We start from the raw sequence: 3,344 nt of genomic DNA, 5'->3' as shown, positions 1-3,344 counted from the left end.
AGCCTGACGATTACCTACTTTCACACGGGAATCCGCACTATCATCGGCGTAGAGTCGTTTCACGGTCCTGTTCGGGATGGGAAGGGGTGGGACCGACTCGCTATGGTCATCAGGCAAAGAGGGTTGTTGCGCTGGCTTCGCAGCACAACCAATCTTGGAAGAAGCAGTAATCTTGAGTTGTGTGTATCACACACGAGAATCCAACCAGTCCGACGCGCTGTATTCAGCGCGAGACAGACTTGTTATAGGATCAAGCCTTACGGGCAATTAGTATCAGTTAGCTGAACGCATTACTGCGCTTACACACCTGACCTATCAACGTCCTGGTCTCGAACGACCCTTCAAGGGAATCTAGTTCCCAGGGATATCTCATCTTAAGGCGAGTTTCCCGCTTAGATGCTTTCAGCGGTTATCTCTTCCGAACATAGCTACCCGGCGATGCCACTGGCGTGACAACCGGTACACCAGAGGTTCGTCCACTCCGGTCCTCTCGTACTAGGAGCAGCCCCCTTCAAATATCCAACGCCCACGGCAGATAGGGACCAAACTGTCTCACGACGTTTTAAACCCAGCTCACGTACCTCTTTAAATGGCGAACAGCCATACCCTTGGGACCGGCTACAGCCCCAGGATGAGATGAGCCGACATCGAGGTGCCAAACACCGCCGTCGATATGAACTCTTGGGCGGTATCAGCCTGTTATCCCCAGAGTACCTTTTATCCGTTGAGCGATGGCCCTTCCATACAGAACCACCGGATCACTATGACCTGCTTTCGCACCTGCTCGACTTGTCGGTCTCGCAGTTAAGCACGCTTATGCCATTGCACTATCAGCACGATTTCCGACCGTACCTAGCGTACCTTCGTACTCCTCCGTTACGCTTTGGGAGGAGACCGCCCCAGTCAAACTGCCTACCATGCACTGTCCCCGACCCGGATCACGGGCCAAGGTTAGAACCTCAAACAAACCAGGGTGGTATTTCAAGGACGGCTCCACCGAAACTAGCGTTCCGGTTTCATAGCCTCCCACCTATCCTACACAGATCGGTTCAAAGTCCAATGCAAAGCTACAGTAAAGGTTCATGGGGTCTTTCCGTCTAGCCGCGGGTAGATTGCATCATCACAAACACTTCAACTTCGCTGAGTCTCGGGAGGAGACAGTGTGGCCATCGTTACGCCATTCGTGCAGGTCGGAACTTACCCGACAAGGAATTTCGCTACCTTAGGACCGTTATAGTTACGGCCGCCGTTTACCGGGACTTCAATCAAGAGCTTGCACCCCATCATTTAATCTTCCGGCACCGGGCAGGCGTCACACCCTATACGTCCACTTTCGTGTTTGCAGAGTGCTGTGTTTTTATTAAACAGTCGCAGCCACCAGTTTATTGCAACCCCTTCACCCTTTGCGCGCAGGCGCATCAAGCTACAAGGGCGTACCTTATCCCGAAGTTACGGTACCAATTTGCCGAGTTCCTTCTCCCGAGTTCTCTCAAGCGCCTTAGAATACTCATCTCGCCCACCTGTGTCGGTTTGCGGTACGGTCATCGTTAGACTGAAGCTTAGAGGCTTTTCTTGGAACCACTTCCAATTGCTTCGCTCCCTAAGGAGCTCGCGCCACACCCTTGAATTACGCACCCGGATTTGCCTAAGTGCCTTCTCCAATGCAGCGACCGGGACTTCCAACACCCGGACAACCTTCCGCGATCCGTCCCCCCATCGCATCTAACAATGGTGCAGGAATATTGACCTGCTTCCCATCAGCTACGCATTTCTGCCTCGCCTTAGGGGCCGACTCACCCTACGCCGATGAACGTTGCGTAGGAAACCTTGGGCTTACGGCGAGGGGGCCTTTCACCCCCTTTATCGCTACTCATGTCAGCATTCGCACTTCCGATACCTCCAGCACGCTTTTCAACGCACCTTCGCAGGCTTACGGAACGCTCTCCTACCATGCGTGCAAAGCACGCATCCGCAGCTTCGGTATATAGCTTAGCCCCGTTACATCTTCCGCGCAGGACGACTCGATCAGTGAGCTATTACGCTTTCTTTAAAGGGTGGCTGCTTCTAAGCCAACCTCCTGACTGTTTTAGCCTTCCCACTTCGTTTCCCACTTAGCTATATTTGGGGACCTTAGCTGGCGGTCTGGGTTGTTTCCCTCTTGACACCGGACGTTAGCACCCGATGTCTGTCTCCCGTGATTGCACTCTTCGGTATTCGGAGTTTGCTATGGCGGGGTAATCTGCAATAGACCCCCCAACCATGACAGTGCTCTACCCCCGAAGGTGAGACACGAGGCACTACCTAAATAGTTTTCGGAGAGAACCAGCTATTTCCAAGTTTGTTTAGCCTTTCACCCCTATCCACAGCTCATCCCCTAACTTTTCAACGTTAGTGGGTTCGGACCTCCAGTACGTGTTACCGCACCTTCATCCTGGCCATGGATAGATCACTTGGTTTCGGGTCTACGCCCAGCAACTGAACGCCCTATTCGGACTCGCTTTCGCTACGCCTGCCCTATACGGTTAAGCTTGCTACTGAACGTAAGTCGCTGACCCATTATACAAAAGGTACGCCGTCACCCCTTACGAGGCTCCGACTGTTTGTATGCATGCGGTTTCAGGATCTATTTCACTCCCCTCCCGGGGTTCTTTTCGCCTTTCCCTCACGGTACTGGTTCACTATCGGTCGATCACGAGTATTTAGCCTTGGAGGATGGTCCCCCCATCTTCAGACAGGATTTCACGTGTCCCGCCCTACTTGTCGCACACCTAGTTCTTTCATACTGTTTTCGCCTACAGGGCTATCACCTGCTATGGCCGCACTTTCCAGAGCGTTCGGCTAACAATACAAATAAAGAGTGCAAGGCTCATCCCATTTCGCTCGCCACTACTTTGGGAATCTCGGTTGATTTCTTTTCCTGCGGTTACTTAGATGTTTCAGTTCACCGCGTTCGCTTCGCATGGCCTATGTATTCAGCCATGGATACTCCAAAAGGAGTGGGTTTCCCCATTCGGACATCTACGGATCAAAGCTCGTTTGCCAGCTCCCCGTAGCTTTTCGCAGGCTACCGCGTCCTTCATCGCCTGTGATCGCCAAGGCATCCACCACATGCACTTGTTCGCTTGACCCTATAACGAGTCTGTCTCATCGACAGTCGCTACAGGTTGAGTTCTCGCGTTGTGCCGTATTCCAATTGAGTCAAACATAGAGTTCGAATCATCTTGAGATACATCGATACAATCACAACCCGGATAGTTTTCACGTCCATCTCAAGACGCTTCCGCTATCCAAATTACTTACTTCTTCCAGATTGTTAAAGAACGACAGCCGATACGTACTACGTA

The 3,344-nt window shown here is 52.1% G+C and carries 2 rRNA genes; both read right to left on the bottom strand.

The features are described 5' to 3' along the window. Position 1: 1 nt before the first annotated feature. Positions 2–114 (bottom strand): 5S ribosomal RNA (gene rrf, locus F3J15_RS37100). Positions 115–246: 132 nt separating this feature from the next. Then, positions 247–3,128: ribosomal RNA gene (locus F3J15_RS37095) — 23S ribosomal RNA — on the bottom strand. Positions 3,129–3,344: the final 216 nt, after the last annotated feature.

This window comes from Burkholderia sp. Ap-955, from assembly GCF_011753045.1.
In the GTDB taxonomy this organism is placed as follows: domain Bacteria; phylum Pseudomonadota; class Gammaproteobacteria; order Burkholderiales; family Burkholderiaceae; genus Burkholderia; species Burkholderia lata_D.
The sequence above is the reverse complement of the archived record's forward strand: the minus strand, read 5'-3'. Positions and strand labels throughout refer to the sequence as shown.